The organism is Peribacillus simplex (genome assembly GCF_900156045.1).
Taxonomy (GTDB): Bacteria; Bacillota; Bacilli; order Bacillales; family DSM-1321; genus Peribacillus; species Peribacillus simplex_D.
Genome location: NZ_FTMX01000001.1, coordinates 890,352 through 907,111 on the forward strand (window position 1 = coordinate 890,352; position 16,760 = coordinate 907,111).

Annotated in this window: 19 protein-coding genes; 15 read left to right on the forward strand and 4 right to left on the reverse strand. The window is 41.4% G+C overall.

Annotated features, from left to right (window positions below):
- Window positions 1-2 precede the first annotated feature (2 nt).
- Window positions 3-386 carry a rhodanese-like domain-containing protein gene (locus BW986_RS04225; RefSeq protein WP_076365383.1) on the reverse strand — a complete coding sequence of 128 codons (384 nt, stop codon included), beginning with the start codon at window positions 384-386 and terminating at the stop codon, window positions 3-5.
- Between the two features lie 203 nt (window positions 387-589).
- Here BW986_RS04225 and BW986_RS04230 point away from each other — a divergent pair, with 203 nt between their 5' ends.
- The gene (locus BW986_RS04230; protein ID WP_076365385.1) at window positions 590-1,426 is read left to right on the forward strand and encodes a lipoate--protein ligase family protein; all 837 of its coding nucleotides are present in this window, start codon (window positions 590-592) and stop codon (window positions 1,424-1,426) included.
- Between the two features lie 391 nt (window positions 1,427-1,817).
- Window positions 1,818-4,388, forward strand: coding sequence for a vitamin B12-dependent ribonucleotide reductase (locus BW986_RS04235; RefSeq protein ID WP_076365387.1), 2,571 nt, complete (start codon window positions 1,818-1,820; stop codon window positions 4,386-4,388).
- A 142-nt stretch (window positions 4,389-4,530) separates the two neighbouring features.
- On the opposite strand, the gene BW986_RS04240 is transcribed toward BW986_RS04235, so the two are convergent.
- A complete protein-coding gene (locus BW986_RS04240) occupies window positions 4,531-4,716 on the reverse strand; it encodes a hypothetical protein (protein ID WP_076365389.1) in 186 nt (61 codons plus the stop codon).
- A 137-nt stretch (window positions 4,717-4,853) separates the two neighbouring features.
- Here BW986_RS04240 and splB point away from each other — a divergent pair, with 137 nt between their 5' ends.
- Window positions 4,854-5,879: a spore photoproduct lyase gene (gene splB, locus BW986_RS04245; protein ID WP_076365391.1), complete on the forward strand. Its 1,026-nt coding sequence runs from the start codon at window positions 4,854-4,856 to the stop codon at window positions 5,877-5,879.
- Window positions 5,880-5,964: 85 nt separating this feature from the next.
- Window positions 5,965-6,846 carry a patatin-like phospholipase family protein gene (locus BW986_RS04250; protein ID WP_076365393.1) on the forward strand — a complete coding sequence of 294 codons (882 nt, stop codon included), beginning with the start codon at window positions 5,965-5,967 and terminating at the stop codon, window positions 6,844-6,846.
- Window positions 6,847-6,871: 25 nt separating this feature from the next.
- Here BW986_RS04250 and BW986_RS04255 read toward each other — a convergent pair whose 3' ends face one another.
- The gene (locus BW986_RS04255; RefSeq protein ID WP_081395494.1) at window positions 6,872-7,246 is read right to left on the reverse strand and encodes an SA1362 family protein; all 375 of its coding nucleotides are present in this window, start codon (window positions 7,244-7,246) and stop codon (window positions 6,872-6,874) included.
- 137 nt (window positions 7,247-7,383) lie between these two features.
- Window positions 7,384-8,340 (reverse strand): DUF1385 domain-containing protein, encoded by a 957-nt coding sequence (locus BW986_RS04260; protein ID WP_076365397.1) that lies wholly within the window; start codon window positions 8,338-8,340, stop codon window positions 7,384-7,386.
- A 334-nt stretch (window positions 8,341-8,674) separates the two neighbouring features.
- Between BW986_RS04260 and BW986_RS04265 the strand changes: the two genes are divergently transcribed.
- The 11 genes from BW986_RS04265 to spoIIIAG all read left to right on the forward strand — a co-directional run bounded on the left by BW986_RS04265 (window position 8,675) and on the right by spoIIIAG (window position 16,758).
- Complete coding sequence (locus BW986_RS04265) at window positions 8,675-9,187, forward strand: YqhR family membrane protein (protein WP_076365399.1); 513 nt, start codon at window positions 8,675-8,677, stop codon at window positions 9,185-9,187.
- A 94-nt stretch (window positions 9,188-9,281) separates the two neighbouring features.
- The gene (gene aroQ, locus BW986_RS04270) at window positions 9,282-9,728 is read left to right on the forward strand and encodes a type II 3-dehydroquinate dehydratase (RefSeq protein WP_076365401.1); all 447 of its coding nucleotides are present in this window, start codon (window positions 9,282-9,284) and stop codon (window positions 9,726-9,728) included.
- Window positions 9,729-10,790, forward strand: coding sequence for a M24 family metallopeptidase (locus tag BW986_RS04275; RefSeq protein WP_076365403.1), 1,062 nt, complete (start codon window positions 9,729-9,731; stop codon window positions 10,788-10,790). It abuts the gene before it with no gap.
- 26 nt (window positions 10,791-10,816) lie between these two features.
- On the forward strand, window positions 10,817-11,374 hold the full coding sequence (gene efp, locus BW986_RS04280) for an elongation factor P (protein WP_034308328.1): 558 nt from the start codon (window positions 10,817-10,819) through the stop codon (window positions 11,372-11,374).
- Window positions 11,375-12,143: 769 nt separating this feature from the next.
- Window positions 12,144-13,076, forward strand: a complete 933-nt coding sequence (gene spoIIIAA, locus BW986_RS04285) for a stage III sporulation protein AA (protein ID WP_076365405.1) — start codon at window positions 12,144-12,146, stop codon at window positions 13,074-13,076.
- Entirely contained in the window at window positions 13,069-13,584 is a 516-nt protein-coding gene (gene spoIIIAB / locus BW986_RS04290) for a stage III sporulation protein SpoIIIAB (protein ID WP_076365407.1), read from the forward strand. Before spoIIIAA ends, spoIIIAB begins: the two co-directional genes overlap by 8 nt.
- A 21-nt stretch (window positions 13,585-13,605) precedes the next feature.
- Window positions 13,606-13,809 (forward strand): stage III sporulation protein AC, encoded by a 204-nt coding sequence (gene spoIIIAC, locus BW986_RS04295; RefSeq protein WP_034308319.1) that lies wholly within the window; start codon window positions 13,606-13,608, stop codon window positions 13,807-13,809.
- 23 nt (window positions 13,810-13,832) lie between these two features.
- Window positions 13,833-14,213, forward strand: coding sequence for a stage III sporulation protein AD (spoIIIAD, locus tag BW986_RS04300; protein WP_142244526.1), 381 nt, complete (start codon window positions 13,833-13,835; stop codon window positions 14,211-14,213).
- Between the two features lie 33 nt (window positions 14,214-14,246).
- Complete coding sequence (spoIIIAE, locus tag BW986_RS04305; protein ID WP_076365411.1) at window positions 14,247-15,455, forward strand: stage III sporulation protein AE; 1,209 nt, start codon at window positions 14,247-14,249, stop codon at window positions 15,453-15,455.
- A 15-nt stretch (window positions 15,456-15,470) separates the two neighbouring features.
- Window positions 15,471-16,079 carry a stage III sporulation protein AF gene (gene spoIIIAF / locus BW986_RS04310; protein ID WP_076365413.1) on the forward strand — a complete coding sequence of 203 codons (609 nt, stop codon included), beginning with the start codon at window positions 15,471-15,473 and terminating at the stop codon, window positions 16,077-16,079.
- A 7-nt stretch (window positions 16,080-16,086) separates the two neighbouring features.
- Window positions 16,087-16,758: a stage III sporulation protein AG gene (gene spoIIIAG / locus BW986_RS04315; RefSeq protein ID WP_076365415.1), complete on the forward strand. Its 672-nt coding sequence runs from the start codon at window positions 16,087-16,089 to the stop codon at window positions 16,756-16,758.
- Window positions 16,759-16,760: the final 2 nt, after the last annotated feature.

Sequence of the window (16,760 nt, forward strand, 5' to 3'; positions counted from 1 at the left end):
TCTTATTTCTTTGCTTTGATTTTCCCGGTCCACATCTTGAAACCGCCCTTTAGGTGAAAAAGTTCCCTGTAGCCCTTTTTGTATAGCATGGCTGCAGCTCTTCCGCTGATGATTTCGCTTTGAGCGTACAAATATACAGGCTTGTCCGGCCTAATTTCGACCAAGCGCGTTTTCATTTGAGTCATAGGGATGTTTCTTGCGCCTAAGATATGACCATTATCGAAATCATTCGGTTCCCGCACATCGATTAGCTGCACTTTTCTGTAGTTAGCGATAAATTCGTCCTGTGTTAATGTTTTAACGATTTTACGCTGGCGGTACCAATTAAAAAGTGAATACGCAATAACCACTCCTAAGATGATGAGCAGTGTATATAATATTTCCAAACATAAAAACTCCCTTCTACCTTAACGAATACAGACAATCTTTATTATATAATTGCTTTACCCAATAATCAAAAAGAATTTTCATCAAATTCTTCATCGACTTGATAGCACTTTCTTTTTTAGAGTGTTAAAGTCTGTTAAACTACTACATGTGAGTTTTTTGTGGGGGATTGAAAAACAGTCTATTGAAACGAGGGGTAAGGATGACTAAAGATAAATGGGGTTTTATAGATTCGGGGTTTTGTTCACCGGCTTTTAATATGGCGTTGGACGAAGCACTGTTAAACTGGCAAAGCAAAGGGGAAATTCCGCCAATCATACGCTTTTACGGCTGGGATCCAGCGACATTGTCGATTGGTTATTTTCAAAAGGCTGAAGCGGAAATTGATTTGGAAGAGGTCAAAAGGCAGGGCCTTGGTTTTGTTCGCAGGCCAACAGGAGGACGAGCGGTACTGCACGAGCATGAATTGACTTATAGCGTAATCGTTCCAGAATCCTATCCGGGAATGCCAACTACCGTTACTGAAGCATATCGTGTCATTTCTGAAGGAATATTAATGGGATTCAGGAATCTGGGATTGGATGCTTATTTTGCCGTGCCTCGAACCGATCAGGAAAAAGCGGCTTTAAAATCGCCCAGGTCTTCCGTCTGTTTTGATGCTCCAAGCTGGTATGAACTGGTCGTCGAGGGCAGGAAGGTTGCTGGCAGCGCTCAAACCAGGCAAAAAGGCGTCATCCTTCAGCACGGGTCCATTTTGCTTGAACTTGATGATGATAAGCTCTTTAGCGTATTTAAATTCTCAAATGACAGGGTTAAAGAGAGAATGCAAAAAAACCTGAAAAATAAAGCTGTGGCCATAAATGACATTGCCGGGAGAAAGATTACCATCCCTGAAGCGAAAGAAGCTTTTGAAAAAGGTTTTGCCGAAGGACTTTCGATCGAGTTAGAGCCATACGTCCTAACTGAAAAGCAATTGCTGGAAGTGAAGGCCATTGCAGAAAGCAAATATGAAAGCGATGAATGGAATTTCATGAGATAGACGAAGTGGGATAATTAGAGTGATTAATAAAAAAGTTTTTTCAGATTTGTTTGACCAAATAACACATCCCTTGCAGGGATAAGCCCTAAAAGGGATGGGGAAAAAGCAAGGTCCAAATTAATTGAAATCTGATGAAAAATTATTGTAAATCGACATTTTCCTCCCTTTTGCTAACTATATTAATTGATTTATCGTTTGACAAAATAAAAAGTTATTCAAAACAAACACAATATGTAGTAGTTGAAATATTTAATGCGACACTATATATTGATTTTTGAGTTTCGCTATGATAAATTTAGGGTACTTGTTAAGCGAAACGGACATGTAAGGCTACATAAGGATTTTTGCGGCAGCAAGAACGGATCTTGAAACATATAAAGGAGAGGGAATTATGTCGGTTGTAATAAAAGAAGCTTTAAAGGTTGATCTAGAAAGGTTGAATAAGGATATTTCTTTATTTCCCCAGGTTCACCCTGTAACTGCTGATATGAAAATGGCGCATAAGGGAGTGTCCCGTCTAGTCATGCTTGACCGCTATTCTTTTAAGGATACTGAAAAAATCACACTCTCGGCAGGCGATTTCGTCGTGTTGACGATTAAGGAAGATCCGAAATTCCCGGCAAGGGGTCTCGGGTACATCGTTGAAATTGATTGGGAAACGAAAAAAGCCAAGGTATTGGTGGATGAAGAATTCCGTGGCGTATTGGATAATCCGGAAGAAGTGGAGACGGGGATTGTAAACCGTCCGTTGGATATTATCGAAAAGCCGCTTGAAATATACTATGAACAAATTGCGAAACGTAATGCAACGGGCTTGGCATCGGTGGAAACCACGGAAGAAAAAAGAACGGAATGGTTCAATAAATTCTATGAAGAATTAAAGAACCTTAATTTTGTCCCGGCTGGACGAGTATTATACGGTGCAGGTTCCAATACGGACGTTACTTATTTCAACTGCTATGTGATGCCATTCGTACCGGATTCACGTGAAGGGATCTCAGAACATAGGAAACAAGTGATGGAGATCATGAGCCGCGGCGGCGGAGTGGGTACGAACGGATCGACATTGCGTCCAAGAAACACTCTGGCAAAAGGGGTGAATGGAAAATCCTCGGGGTCGGTATCGTGGCTTGACGATATTGCGAAACTGACGCATCTTGTTGAACAGGGCGGTAGCAGACGCGGCGCGCAAATGATCATGCTTGCTGATTGGCACCCTGATATTGCGGAGTTCATCATTTCCAAAATGCAAAATCCAAGGATTCTGCGTTACCTAGTGGAAAACACTAAAGATGAAGCCATTAAGAAATATGCGACGGATAAATTGAAATTCACGCCGCACACGGAACAGGAAACGGCTATGTATCAAGGGATCATCAATTATAAGCAGATTCCTGGCCTAGGTGGATTCAGTGAGAAAATCATTAGGGATGCAGAAGAAAAGATCCGTACAGGTGGAACGTACAGTGTCCATAATTCGGATTTTCTGACTGGAGCCAATATCTCTATTTGCCTGACTAAGGAATTTATGGAAGCGGCGGAACAAGATGCGGAATACGAATTGCGTTTTCCTGATGTAGAAAGCTATAATGCCGAAGAAATGGCCATTTACAATGAAGAATGGCATAAAGTCGGTGATGTTCGTGAGTGGGAGAAAATGGGTCACAAAGTCCGTGTTTACCGTAAAATCCGAGCTAAAGAGCTTTGGAACTTAATAAACATTTGTGCGACATATTCTGCTGAACCAGGAATTTTCTTTATCGATAATGCTAATGAAATGACGAATGCCAAGGCATACGGTCAGCAGGTCGTTGCCACGAACCCTTGTGGCGAACAGCCATTGGCCCCATATTCAGTATGTAACCTTGCGGCAGTCAATCTGGCTGAAATGGCTGATAAAGATAGCAAAACGGTTAATTTCGAGAAACTTAAGCAAACCGTCGAAGTCGGTGTGCGTATGCAGGACAATGTCATTGACGCAACTCCTTATTTCTTGGATGAAAACAAAAAGCAGGCACTTGGCGAGCGACGGGTTGGACTTGGTGTAATGGGTCTGCATGACCTGTTGATCTACTGTGAAACGGAATATGGTTCTGAAGAAGGAAATATCCTTGTTGACAAGGTGTTTGAAACGATTGCGACTACAGCTTACAGGGCTTCCGTGGAACTCGCTAAAGAAAAAGGCAGTTTCCCGTTCCTGATCGGGTCAACGGACAAAGAAACCAATGAGCTTAGAACACGTTTCACCCAAACCGGATTTATGGAAAAAATGCCGGAAGATATCAGGGAAAGTGTTGCTGCACATGGTATCCGTAACTCTCATTTATTGACAGTGGCTCCTACAGGAAGCACAGGAACGATGGTTGGGGTATCAACTGGTCTTGAACCATATTTCTCCTTCACGTATTTCCGCAGCGGCCGTCTGGGTAAATTCATTGAAGTGAAGGCTGACATTGTACAGGAATACTTGGACCGTCATCCGGAAGCCGATACAGAAGAGCTTCCAAAATGGTTCATTTCCGCTATGGAATTAGCTCCGGAAGCACATGCTGATGTTCAATGCATCATTCAGCGCTGGATTGACAGCTCGATCAGTAAGACAGTAAATGCTCCAAAAGGATATACGGTCGAACAAGTTGAAAAAGTATATGAACGTCTATACAAAGGCGGAGCAAAAGGCGGTACTGTATATGTGGATGGCAGCCGTGACAGTCAGGTCCTTACGCTCAAAGCGGAAGAGAACCAAATGGACGAGCAGCTTGAAATGGATGAATTGACAGATGTTGAAGTTAAGAAAAAAGTTGTATTGGTCGATACGATAAATGAACTTCGTTCGACGAATGTTACAATTGGATCGGAAGTGGGTAACACTTGCCCGGTCTGCCGTAAAGGTGAAGTCCAGGAAATGGGCGGATGCAATACTTGCACGAATTGCGGAGCGCAATTAAAATGCGGGCTATAAGCTGATGGAAAGGAAGTCGTTAAGTATGCTGCAAAGCTATCTTAACGGCTTTTTTCTTATATGTGGGGTAGCAACAGTCTGTTCAGTTACATAGCAAAAGAAGGCCGAATCAACTTAAATTCGGTCTTCTTTTTGCGTTCAATCAACCATTTTCATTTTGCTGGCCTATTTCCTTTTCAGCTAGATATTGGTTGCCATCTTTCAATACCGAAAATTCATCGACCGAGTCTCCGGGTATATTTCTTGGATTTGGATATTTATTATCTGTTTGGACGGTGATCGCTTGTTTCCCCGTTCCATTTGTCAAGAAGTCTCGTTTATTTGCCATATCGCATCTCCTTCATTTTGAATTTCCAAGTAAAAACAAACATGAGGCTAACAGAATAAAGAAAAACTATCCTTATGAATTAGATTGTGTAGTTCGATTGAAAATATGAACAAAACGATAAAAGAATGGAGATCGAAATGAAACCATTTATGCCACAGTTAGTATATATCGAGCCAAGGGCACTGGAATACCCTCTTGGCCGGGAGTTAAAAAAGAAATTCGAAGATTTGAACATTGAAATCCGTGAGACCACATCGCATAACCAAATTAGGGATCTTCCTGGAGAAAATGATCTGCAAAAATATCGTGTCGCTAAATCGACGCTTGTGGTAGGAATCAGAAAAACATTGAAATTCGATTCTTCAAAGCCATCTGCTGAATATGCCATCCCCCTTGCTACAGGGTGTATGGGGCATTGTCATTATTGTTATTTACAGACGACACTCGGATCAAAACCATATATTAGGACATATGTGAATCTTGACGAAATTTTCGAAGCAGCCGAAAAATATATAAATGAGAGAAAGCCTGAAATTACCCGTTTTGAGGCAGCTTGTACATCGGATATCGTCGGAATTGACCATTTGACACATTCGTTAAAAAGGGCCATAGAATATTTTGGGAAAAGTGAATATGGGGTTCTAAGGTTCGTAACTAAATTTCATCATGTCGACCATCTGTTGGATGCTGAACATAATGGAAAAACGAGATTTCGCTTCAGTATAAATTCACGTTTCGTAATAAAGAATTTCGAGCCCGGAACTTCGAGCTTCGAAGAAAGGATGGAAGCGGCACGTAAAGTGGCAGGTGCCGGATATCCCCTCGGTTTTATCGTAGCTCCAATATATCGTCATGAAGCATGGAAGGAGGGCTATCATGAATTATTCGAACGGTTGAGTGAGGCTTTGAATGGGGTGGATATCCCTGACTTGACTTTCGAATTAATACAGCATCGCTTTACTGGCCCAGCAAAAAAAGTGATTCAAAAAAACTACCCGAAAACAAAATTGGAACTGGACGAAACGAAGCGTAAATATAAATGGGGCCGATATGGAATTGGTAAATATGTTTATCAAAAAGAAGAAGCCGCAGAACTGGAAACGACCATTCGTGGGTATATAGCGGAATTCTTCCCGAAAGCGGAAATTCAGTATTTTACTTGAATCAAGGCAATTTTCTATTTAAAACTGTCATAAATCACTCTAATCCTGCTTAGAAATGTAAAGACCGGATTAGGGGAGGGCAGCTATGATTATTGACGGCGTTTTTTCCGGAGGAGGGATTAAAGGCTACGGTTTAGTAGGAGCCCTGCAGGAATTAGAAGAACGGGGATTTGTATTCCATCGAACAGCCGGTACAAGTGCAGGATCCATAATTGCAGCTTTCGTAGCAGCTGGGTACACAGGTAAAGAAATGGAAAAGCTTTTTCTTGATATAGATTTAAGCGGCCTGCTGGATAAAAGGCGTGGTCTTTTGCCTATCCCGCTTGCCAAATGGCTCCTTGTATACTGGAAACTTGGCCTTTATAAAGGCAATGCACTGGAGACATGGGTCGCCGGTAAACTTGCCGAAAGGAATGTAGTCACCTTTAAGGATATTCGACCGAAATCCCTCCGAATCATAAGCTCTGACATTACAAATGGGAAATTGGTGGTCCTGCCTGATGATTTACCGAACTATGGCATTGATCCAAACACTTTTCCAGTGGCAAAGGCAGTAAGAATGAGTTGTAGCATTCCTTATTTTTTTGAGCCAGTCAAAATTGATGTCGGAAAAAGCAAGATCCTTTTTGTTGATGGAGGTGTGTTAAGCAATTTTCCAATGTGGCTATTCAATTCAGATCATGTAAGAAAGGAAAGGCCGGTCATCGGCTTGCGGCTAAGTGTCGATGAGATATGGAAACCGCATGAAGTGGATAATGCGGTTGAATTGTTCTCCGCGTTATTCAAAACGATGAAAGATGCCCATGATGCACGGTATATTTCCAAGAAACACGTCCATAATATTGTATTTATCCCGATGAAGGGAATTTCTGCAATGGATTTCAATTTGAATGATGAAAAAAAAGGTGAATTGATGAATCGGGGCAGGCAGTGCACGAAAGAATTCCTTAAAAAATGGACTTATTGATTATAAATAATAAAAAATCGGGCTCTTAAAAAGAAGCCCGATTTTTCTTTTTATTCTTTTTCCCTTCGATGACGGTTAAGTGACTATCCGTTTTCTTTCTCCATTTTATTTTCTTTGATGATTTTGCTGCAGAGAAGCTAGCCACATTATCTTTTTTCGAAGTTCGGTTTTTTAGCCTTTTTTTCGATTGGCGGGCAGCCTTTCGGAATGCTTGCTGCTCTTTCTTAACTGGTTTTCCCTTTGTTAATCCGGTATAAATCATATAAATAATCCCTGCGACAATGGCTATTATGAGAATGTTTCTAAAAAAGCCAATCGGGTCATTAAATAGTCGGCTCATTAGTCCGAGGACTCCGAGGGCGATGATTCCGTATATCATGAAAGATATGAAACGTTTCAACAAAGACACCTCCTTAAGAGCATCATAAGCATTTTTAGCTTATTTTAAACATCGTTAAAGTAAAATATTTGAAAAAAGTGAAGATCATTCCCTTAATTAGTATATGATTTTCCATAATCAAAATGTGTATAGATGTTTTACACAATTACATCGGATTCTAAACTTTTTTCTGTCTCTTTTTCCATCCTTAACAGTTCTTGGAAGGATGCTAATGCCACTTCGACTTGATCATCGGTGGGAGCCTTGGTCGTTAATAACTGAAGCCAAAGCCCAGGGTAACCAAGGTAGCGCAGAACAGGAATATCCTTTAATTTGTTCGTTGCCTGCAATACCTCGAAGGCAATGCCTAGCACGACGGGGATAAGCAAAATGCGATTGACGACTCGAACCCATAACGGATCAATTGGTACGAGAAGATAGACAAACATCCCTACAATGACAGTAAATAAAATGAAGCTGCTGCCGCAGCGATAATGAAGGCGGGAACTTGCCTGCACATTTGCTACGGTCAATTCTTTACCGCTTTCGAAGCAATTGATCACCTTATGCTCAGCTCCGTGATATTGAAAGACTCGCTTGATTAATGGCGTCAAGGAAACTACATAAATATATACGAGCAGTAAGATCAGCTTGAACAAGCTTTCCACTAATACCTGAGCCGTATGGCCACTGAAAATGGGTTCTGTCAATTTTGCAAGAAAGACTGGAATCAAGGTGAAAAGCAATTTCCCAAATAGGAAGGAAATCACACCTATCACGGCAACACCTAGCCAAAGACTTAATTTAGAGGGTTCTTTCGTTTCTTTTTTCTTTTCTTCCTGCTTTTCCCCGTCGTCTTCTTCTTCATACTGTTCAGTTGAAAAGTTTAGATGTTTCGAGCCGGTGGCACTTGACTGAATCAGTGATACGATACCGCGTATAAACGGTACTTTTTTTAAGCGGTTGACAACAGGTTTCGATTCACGCGGAAGATGATAATATACAATCGTCGAATCTTTGCGGCGTACCGCAGTGACTGTGTGATGTTTGCCGCCGAACATGACGCCTTCCACTACAGCCTGCCCTCCATAAACGGGTTTTTGAACCTCAGACATTTCTACACCAACCTAATAGTTATTCACGTAGCTCTCTCAAGGGTGCTAACATGTTTATTATCAAGCATCGCAACGGTTTATGGGCGTTCCTATAAAATTGAATGGAAGCCTTAACCCTGCGATAACTTTATGAATGTTGAATCACAGGAAGGTAGTATCCTGTGTACATTATAAACTTCAACAGAGGATGGGTATTTTCCTCTGAAAAAAGTAGATTATTTATGATTTAATCATACAGAATAAATCGCAAAACCTCTAGTGATTCTCCTTCCTAAGAATAAAAAAAAATAGTTCTAATTAACAAAGGGCATACTACGTAGCGGAGGTGTTTGATATGTCTTCTAATGAAAATGGACAAATTCAACAGGAATATCAAAGCATGTTAATCTACAATGTACTTGCTGTCGGTTTTGTTGGTGGGGCTTTAGCCAGTTTTATCGGGATCTTTGCCCATTATGTTAATTTTATGGATTTCAGCCCAAAATTCATACTAACTTCATGGTCCAACATGACCTGGATCGATCATTGGCTTGGTACGGTAATGACCATAATTTTATTCGGAATACTATCCGTGGGAATCGCTTTTATATACTATAGTCTCTTTAAAAGGATGAAGAGTATATTTTCGGGTGTTTTTTACGGAGTGGTTTGCTGGGCTTTGCTGGTATTTATCCTAAAACCGATGTTCGTCGATTTGCCAACCTTTTCTAAAATGTCAGCAAATACGGTTATAACAAGTGTCTGCATTTTTATTATATACGGTCTTTTTATAGGGTTTTCTATATCATATGATCATCAGGAATATATACGTCAAAAAAACAAAGCCGAGAAGCAATCGGAAAGCTGATTGCTTCTTGGTTGTAAAAAAGTAGTAAGACAATTTGTAATTATGATAGAATGTTCATGGAAAGCAATCTTTTAACATGAGCAGGTGTTTGATGATGACAAAAATTTTACTAATCAATGGTCCTAATTTAAATCGCTTGGGGAAGCGGGAACCTGCGCATTATGGATCCTCGACGCTTGCGGATGTGGAAGCGCAATTAATGCAGCAGGCTCAAGGGTTAAATGTGGAATTGACCTCTTTTCAAACGAACCATGAAGGAGCGATTATCGACAAGCTCCATTGGTCAGAGGATCATGGGATCGACGGGATTATCATTAATCCTGGAGCTTTTACTCATTATAGCTATGCGATTCGTGATGCAATAGCCGGAATTGATGTTCCAGTGGTGGAAGTGCATATCTCGAACATACATGCCCGTGAAAGCTTTCGGCATGAATCAGTGACCGCGGCGGTATCAGCGGGACAGATTGTCGGCTTGGGGATACACGGATATGAATTGGCGTTGCAGGCGATCACAAAGATTGCAAAGGGGAGAAATTAAATGAATAAACTAATGAGCTTAAGGGCCTCAATGGAAAAGGTGGGCATTGATGGTTTTTTGATCACCAGTACATATAACCGCCGATACATGACCAACTTTACTGGAAGTGCAGGCGTTGTCCTTATTTCCCAAAAAGAAGCTAAATTCATCACTGATTTCCGATACGTGGAACAAGCGGGCAAGCAGGCACCGGATTTTGAGATCGTTCAACACAAAGGAACCATCATCGAAGAAGTGGGCAAGCAGGCTAAAGCGATGAATATCGGCAAGCTGGGCTTTGAGCAAGAGCACCTGACTTATGCTACATATAAGGCATACGAAGCGGCCATTGATGGTCAACTTATGCCGGTGTCGGGTGTTATTGAGAATTTACGCTTGATAAAGACTTCATCAGAGATTAAGATATTAAAGGAAGCGGCTGCTATTGCTGATGCTGCGTTTACACATATTCTGGATTTCCTGCGTCCAGGGATCTCGGAACTGGATGTATCCAATGAACTTGAATTCTTTATGAGGAAACAAGGGGCAACTTCTTCTTCCTTCGATATCATTGTAGCATCGGGCATTAGGTCCGCACTTCCGCATGGAGTGGCTACGGATAAAATCATCGAAAAAGGCGATTTTGTCACATTGGATTACGGGGCATACTATAACGGGTATGTGTCTGACATCACTCGGACATTAGCAGTTGGCAAGCCAAGTGAAGAACTTATTAATATTTATGACATTGTTTTAGAAGCTCAACTGCGAGGAATGGCTGGGATCAAACCTGGTATGACTGGCAGGGAAGCGGATGCACTAACTCGTAATCTAATTGAAGAAAAGGGATATGGACAGTATTTTGGTCATTCGACCGGACATGGTATCGGTCTTGAAGTTCATGAAGGTCCAGCATTATCCTTAAGGTCTGATATCATTTTAGAACCAGGTATGGCTGTAACCGTTGAACCGGGCATTTACTTACCGGGTGTAGGCGGAGTGCGGATTGAAGATGATACAATCGTTACAATTGAAGGTAACGAAGCACTTACTCATTCAACCAAAGAGTTAATCATTCTGTAAACATGTACATGTAGGAGGACAAATTTATGATTTCTGTAAACGATTTTCGCACGGGTGTTACAATTGAAGTAGATAATGGGATTTGGCAGGTTATCGAGTTCCAACATGTTAAACCTGGTAAAGGTGCAGCTTTTGTACGCTCTAAACTTCGTAACCTTCGTACGGGTTCAATCCAAGAGAAAACATTCCGTGCTGGAGAAAAAGTTGCTAAAGCACATATCGAAAACCGCAAGATGCAGTACCTTTATGCAAGTGGAGATAGCCATGTATTCATGGATAACGAAACGTATGACCAAATCGAACTGCCTGCTTCAAGCATTGAACGTGAACTTAAATTCCTTAAGGAAAATATGGAAGTACATATCATGACTTTCCAAGCGGAAACACTTGGGGTCGAGCTTCCAAACACAGTGGAACTTGAAGTGGCGGAGACTGAGCCGGGAATTAAAGGAGATACATCTTCAGGCGGCACGAAATCAGCCGTACTTGAGACGGGCCTTTCGGTTCAAGTTCCATTCTTCATCAACCAAGGTGACAAATTATTGATCAACACTAATGAAGGTTCTTACGTATCACGTGCATAAATGAAAGGAGGCCGAGATTAATTTCTCGGCCTCAGTTTGTAAACAAAAAGGTTTCGGAATGGTCTCATTCCGAAACCTTTTTGATTTTTTATTGGATTGGACTTCATGATGACGCAGATGGTCTGCTTCTTCCATTTATTCTTGCCAAATATGGAGTGTCACCACTTTCTGATGTTCCTTACTTTCTGTACACTGTGATAAAAATGAACGAGTCGCACAAATGGATTAGGATGATTTGTACACATGATAGCCCTCTTTAATCTCCATTTTACAAGCTGGCACCATTTTGGTCTAAAGTAATCATTTCAAGCTGATCTCGCTGAATAGAATCATGTTTTAAAAAGAATCCTTATCACCTCAAGTTTTTTCATCAGCCTATTTTAAAAAGACTGTAGGAAGGGGGCTATCTTAATGTTAAACCAAAGTTGATTGGGAACGGAAGGTACGAGACTCCTGCGGGAAATGCGTGGCCAAGGGAGACCCCACAGGCGCAAAGGCGCCGAGGAGGATCCCGGACCGCCCGCGGAAAGCGAGTGCCCTACGTTATAATCAACGTCCAAATTGTACAAGCCATAAAAAAACTTTGGCAAACTCGTTTTCTTCGAATTTGTCTACAGCCTGTAGACCGAGATTAATTTCTCGGTCTTTCTTTTGATCCCGGAGAATATAAAAAATCAATAATAGGCCTGTTTCTTTAATAGCCTGTCATCATTATGGGCTTGTCGGCATATATTTTATTGAAAGTGGTGTATACAGGAGGATTGTCAAAATGGAAACGATTCTTTCTTTTTTACCGAAAAAATTAAACGAGCAACTCCGGGGTATGACACCGATGATGATCGATAAGATGGAAGAGCTGCGAATTAGGGTTGGAAGGCCGCTTGAGGTCATTGTAGGAGGGGAACCATACTTCTTTTCCTATGAAGTGACCCATCTGGATGCCGATCAATTATTGAATCAAATAGGTCAATTTTCGTTATATACACTTGAGGAAGAATTAAAGCGAGGTTATATAACCATAGCGGGCGGACATCGGGTGGGGCTTGCTGGGAAGGTGATCCTTGAAAATGGGTCGGTCAAAGCGATCAGGGATATATCCTCATTCAATATTCGGGTTGCACGTGAAAAAATAGGTGCAGCTGAACCACTCACTTCATATTTATATGACGGGGAATGGCAGCATACTATGTTGATCGGTGCTCCGCAAACGGGAAAAACGACCATATTACGTGATATTGCAAGAATGATATCCAGTGGTATTGAAAAACGCGGCATTGCTCCTCAAAAGGTGGGGATAGTGGACGAGCGCTCGGAAATTGCCGGATGTGTTCATGGAGTGCCGCAGCTCGAATTTGGAACGAGGGTTGATGTGCTCGATGGATGTCCTAAAGCGGAAGGGATGATGATGATGATCCGTTCGATGTCCCCGGATGTATTGATTGTGGATGAAATAGGTCGCGCAGCGGATGCACAGGCTGTGCTGGAAGCGGTGAATGCAGGTATTAAACTCATAATAACCACACATGGCCATACACTGGATGAGATTAAGAAGCGACCTTTTATCGCCGAAATATTAAAGCAAAACATCTTTGAACGTTTTATAGAATTACAGAGAAGTAAATCCGGTAAGAGGAGCTACAAAGTCCTAGATGCAGCGGGGGTTCCCATTTTCTTGGGAGAAAGTGTGAACCCGCATGTTTAAGATAATAGGAGCAGCGATAATTATGATTGCAACGACATGGACTGGTTTCGAAGCCGCGAAAAAATTAAGTATGAGGCCTCGTCAACTGAGACAGCTGAAAGTCGCCATGCAATCGCTTGAAGCTGAAATCATGTATGGTCATACACCTTTGAAAGAAGCGGCAAGGAAACTGTCTAAGCAGATGGCCAAACCTTTATCCATCTTTTTCGATACATTTGCAAATCGACTCGAGTCAGGTGAGACCACCGTCAAAGAAGCATGGGATGATAGTTTGAAGAAAATATGGCAATCCCTTGCTTTACAACAGGGAGAATTCGAGATTCTTTCACAGTTTGGGGAGACGCTTGGAAAAAGCGATAAATATCATCAGCAAAAGCAAATCATGCTAACGATGGCACACTTGGAAAGGGAAGAGAGCGATGCACTCGACCGCCAGGGAAAATATGAAAAAATGATGAAAAGTCTTGGTTTTTTATCAGGGATATTATTGATCATCTTGCTGATGTAGGAATATGTGGGGGGAATGAAAATGGGCATTGATGTGGACATCATATTTAAAATAGCGGGTGTTGGGCTAGTTGTGGCATTTCTTCACACGATACTCGATCAGGTTGGGAAAAAGGAATATGCCCAGTGGGTGACACTTTTCGGATTTATCTATATTTTATTCATGGTTGCTTCTGTTGTAGAGGATTTATTTCAAAAAATTAAATCTGTATTTCTATTTCAGTAAGGGAGGGATTCGCGATTGAAATCATAAAAATCGTGGCCATTGCCCTAGTTGCCACCTTTTTGGCACTGATCATTAAAGAGCAAAAACCAAATTTCGCATTCCTGCTAGTCGTTTTTGTAGGATGCTCCATTTTTCTTTTTTTAGCTGACAAAATATACGAAATCATTTTAATGTTAGAAAAAATTGCGGTTAATGCGAATGTGAATACCGTGTATCTAGAGACCATCTTAAAAATAATCGGAATTGCCTATATAGCAGAATTCGCTTCTCAAATTACAAAAGATGCGGGGCAAGGTTCGCTCGCTTCCAAAATAGAATTGAGCGGAAAAATCTTGATTCTTGCCATGGCGATTCCGATTTTGACGGTCATTATCGAAACGATTTTACAGATGCTCCCAAGTTAACGGATTACTCCTACTAGTCAATGAGGTGAATGTATGAAGCAGCGGATGCCTTACTTATCCATTCTATTCGTTTTACTCTTTTTTTTGCATGCATCTATTGGACAAGCTGCCGAAAATCCAGAACATGGTGAAATCGATCAAGAGCCGATCATGCAGTCCGAACTGGTACAAGCCCAAATAGAAAGGCTGGGTGTCGATGAGCTCAAACAATATTGGGATGACATCGTTACGGAATATGGAGGATTCTTACCAGAAAGCCAGAAAGGGAGCTTCATGGATTTTGTAAGCGGCGATAAGAAATTTTCCTTTGAGCAATGGATAAAGGGAATGACAAAATTCATCTTTCATGAATTGCTCGTGAATGGAAAGCTGCTGGGATCACTCATTTTATTAACCGTTCTCAGCATGTTCCTCCAGTCTTTGCAGAATGCGTTCGAGCAAAGCTCGGTAAGTAAGGTCGCATATGCAATCGTTTATATGGTGCTGATCATTTTGGCACTTAACAGTTTTCATGTGGCGATGGAATATACAAAAGATACGATAGATTTGATGATTTCCTTTTTAATGGCGCTCATCCCTTTACTCTTGGCATTGATTGCTGCTTCAGGAGGACTTGTATCGGCAGCATTCTTTCATCCGGTATTGATGTTTTTGATGAATACAAGCGGCATCTTGATCCAGTTTGTCGTCCTTCCGTTATTATTCTTTGCAGCGATTTTAAGCATAGTCAGCACGCTGACCGAACATTACAAAGTGACTCAGATGGCACAACTTCTCCGTAATTTTGCCATCGGTATCCTTGGAGCATTCATGACCATATTCCTTGGTGTGATTTCCGTTCAGGGAGCATCCTCAGCTGTAGCTGACGGAGTGACCATCAGGACAGCCAAATTCGTGACAGGTAACTTTATACCGGTAATAGGGCGCATGTTTACCGATGCAACGGATACGGTCATCAGTGCCTCCGTCCTTTTGAAAAATACAGTGGGCTTGTCAGGCGTCATCATTCTCTTGCTCATTACCACATTTCCCGCCATAAAAATCTTGATGATTTCTTTTGTATATAAATTGGCAGCGAGTCTTTTGCAGCCGCTGGGCGGAGGACCTGTAATAAAATGCCTTGACGTTATAAGTAAAAGCATGATTTATATTTTCGCTGCATTGGCCATTGTCTCTCTCATGTTTTTTTTAAGTGTCACGGTAATTATCGCCTCTGGAAACATTACCCTGATGGTTCGTTAGAAAGGAGGGGGCTTGGTGAGTTTTTTAGCTGGCTGGGTATCCAACATCATCATATTTGTATTGCTGGCTACTGTGATTGATATGCTTCTTCCGAATTCAGCTTTACAGAAGTATGCCAAAATGGTCATCGGACTTTTGCTGATTGCGATCATCATCACTCCTATATTGGGATTATTCAATATGGATTTCGACGATATTCTTACTGCGGCTACTAGTGAATTTAAGGATCAGGAAAAAAAAGATTTAGGAAATTTGACAGAAATGAAGAAAAAAGAAATACAAGCTACCCAGGGTGCATATATTTTAAAACAAATGGCTGGTGAGTTACAGGCAGAAGTGGAAGAGGAGCTGATGGTGGATTATAACATGAAGATTAGTTCAATTGATGTAGGTGTCAAGAATGAGGAAGAACCGGATGTTGATGATCTGCAGAACATAACCATCTCATTGGAAAAGGCAGAAGGGAAAGAAAACTCGGAGATAGAGGCAGTAGCGAAGGTTGATATCAATACAGATAGCCCATCCACTTCGAATGATGCCAATCTGGATGCTGTCAAAAGGTTTCTGGCAACAAGTTGGTCTGTTGATGAAGAGATCATTGAAATCGCCGGGGAAAGGAAGTGACTGAGTATTGAACAAAGACAAAGGTCCATTATCCTGGCTGCAAAAACTATTAAATAAAGACCCTGACCAAAAAGAGCCTAAGGAAAAAAAACCTTCCCTGTATGTCTATGCTCTAATAGTTGTCCTTTTGGGAGCGGGAATCATGATGGCCGGGAATTTGTTAACCACCAACCAGGCTGGACAAACACCTGAAGTGAAGACTGTATTCAATAATGATGAACAGCAGGATGATGAGGGGGATGTTGAAACGTTCGGCCAGAAGAAATCAGAATTCAAGACAACAAAAGACTATGAAATATATCTTCAAAATGAAATGAAGGAAGCGCTTGAATCCATCGCAGGCGTCCAGGATGTTAAAGTCGTGATCTACGTCGATGCATCCGAGAAAAAAGTATATGAAAGAAACAAAGTCACCCAAAAACAAGTCACTGAAGAAACCGACCAGGAAGGCGGCAAAAGGACGGTCGAAGATACATCTGTTGATGAACAGCTAGTTTTGGTCAAGAGCGGTGAAAAGGAAGGACCGATCATCTCGGAAACGAAAAAACCTAGTGTGAGAGGAGTCCTGGTTGTCGCTAAAGGGGCCGAAAACATTCAAATAAAGAAGTGGATCATCGAGGCTGTCACACGCTCACTTGATGTACCGAGTCACAGGGTTTCTGTCATGCCTAAAAAATAAGG

Coding starts and splice junctions, on each gene's coding strand:
- efp (WP_034308328.1), top strand. CDS start 10,817: ATGATTTCTGTAAACGATTTTCGCACGGGTGTTACAATTGAAGTAGAT.
- aroQ (WP_076365401.1), top strand. CDS start 9,282: ATGACAAAAATTTTACTAATCAATGGTCCTAATTTAAATCGCTTGGGG.
- spoIIIAC (WP_034308319.1), top strand. CDS start 13,606: ATGGGCATTGATGTGGACATCATATTTAAAATAGCGGGTGTTGGGCTA.
- BW986_RS04275 (WP_076365403.1), top strand. CDS start 9,729: ATGAATAAACTAATGAGCTTAAGGGCCTCAATGGAAAAGGTGGGCATT.
- BW986_RS04240 (WP_076365389.1), bottom strand. CDS start 4,716: ATGGCAAATAAACGAGACTTCTTGACAAATGGAACGGGGAAACAAGCG.
- spoIIIAB (WP_076365407.1), top strand. CDS start 13,069: ATGTTTAAGATAATAGGAGCAGCGATAATTATGATTGCAACGACATGG.
- BW986_RS04235 (WP_076365387.1), top strand. CDS start 1,818: ATGTCGGTTGTAATAAAAGAAGCTTTAAAGGTTGATCTAGAAAGGTTG.
- spoIIIAA (WP_076365405.1), top strand. CDS start 12,144: ATGGAAACGATTCTTTCTTTTTTACCGAAAAAATTAAACGAGCAACTC.
- splB (WP_076365391.1), top strand. CDS start 4,854: ATGAAACCATTTATGCCACAGTTAGTATATATCGAGCCAAGGGCACTG.
- BW986_RS04250 (WP_076365393.1), top strand. CDS start 5,965: ATGATTATTGACGGCGTTTTTTCCGGAGGAGGGATTAAAGGCTACGGT.
- spoIIIAE (WP_076365411.1), top strand. CDS start 14,247: ATGAAGCAGCGGATGCCTTACTTATCCATTCTATTCGTTTTACTCTTT.
- BW986_RS04230 (WP_076365385.1), top strand. CDS start 590: ATGACTAAAGATAAATGGGGTTTTATAGATTCGGGGTTTTGTTCACCG.
- BW986_RS04260 (WP_076365397.1), bottom strand. CDS start 8,340: ATGTCTGAGGTTCAAAAACCCGTTTATGGAGGGCAGGCTGTAGTGGAA.
- BW986_RS04265 (WP_076365399.1), top strand. CDS start 8,675: ATGTCTTCTAATGAAAATGGACAAATTCAACAGGAATATCAAAGCATG.